The following is a 741-nucleotide window of genomic DNA, read 5'->3' on the forward strand; positions in this document are numbered from 1 at the left end:
GGGGGCTGTTTTGCTGCCCGCTTTTGTTTGGTTGGGGTGCCGCCCCGCTAAACCCATGGCGCCTTCCAGGCCCTCCTGGGTTAGCGCGGCGCTCCACCCATCCTACAAAGGCGCTACCTGATGTCGCTTACCAGCCGAGCTGCTTGTGCAGGCCCAGGGCGTCGTAGTAGTCGCCCTGGTAGACGATCTTGCCGTCCTTGACCTTCACGTAGCTCACCCCGTCGAACGACAACGGCTTGTTGGTCGCCGGGGTCTGGGCATCCCAGGCGCCGGTGTTGGTGCCGCTGAAGGTCCACTGGAAGGCGATGCCGTCCTTGTCGACGATCGGCTTGCCGTTCATCTTCCACTTCAGGTCCGGAACGGCCCCCACGAACACCTTGATCACATTGTCGCGCGCGGCTTCGCGGCCCTTCTGCGGGGTGCCGACGGTGACGTCGAAATACTCCGCATCCTTGGCCAGGTAGCCGGCGGCCTTCTCGGCGTCGTGGGCGTTCCACGCGGCCATGTAGGCATCGACTATCTGTTTCGGCGACTCTGCAGCCTGCGCGAGGCTGGCAAAGGTGAACAGCGACAGCAGGTAAAACGCTCTGACGAGGTGACGCATGCTTGCCTCCGTTGCGGGCGTGCCCGCGGGTTGTCGGCCGGACGGCCGTTGAAAGTGGCGGCCCCCGCACCGCGGGGGGCCCCAGGGTTTAGGCCCATTGGGCCCCCCCCCCCCCGGCCCCGGGAATGGCCCCAGGG

Annotated in this window: 1 protein-coding gene; it reads right to left on the bottom strand. The window is 66.3% G+C overall.

Features of this window, described 5'->3' with window-relative positions; all coding sequences use genetic code 11:
- Positions 1-127 precede the first annotated feature (127 nt).
- Complete coding sequence (locus ACCC94_RS29920; protein WP_413353201.1) at positions 128-604, bottom strand: ester cyclase; 477 nt, start codon at positions 602-604, stop codon at positions 128-130.
- Between the last annotated feature and the right edge of the window lie 137 nt (positions 605-741).

It is taken from the genome of Pseudomonas sp. Pseusp97, from assembly GCF_047304025.1.
In the GTDB taxonomy this organism is placed as follows: domain Bacteria; phylum Pseudomonadota; class Gammaproteobacteria; order Pseudomonadales; family Pseudomonadaceae; genus Pseudomonas.

Bases quoted from the DNA above. Each gene is read 5' to 3' on its own strand.
- ACCC94_RS29920 (WP_413353201.1), bottom strand. From the start codon at position 604: ATGCGTCACCTCGTCAGAGCGTTTTACCTGCTGTCGCTGTTCACCTTT.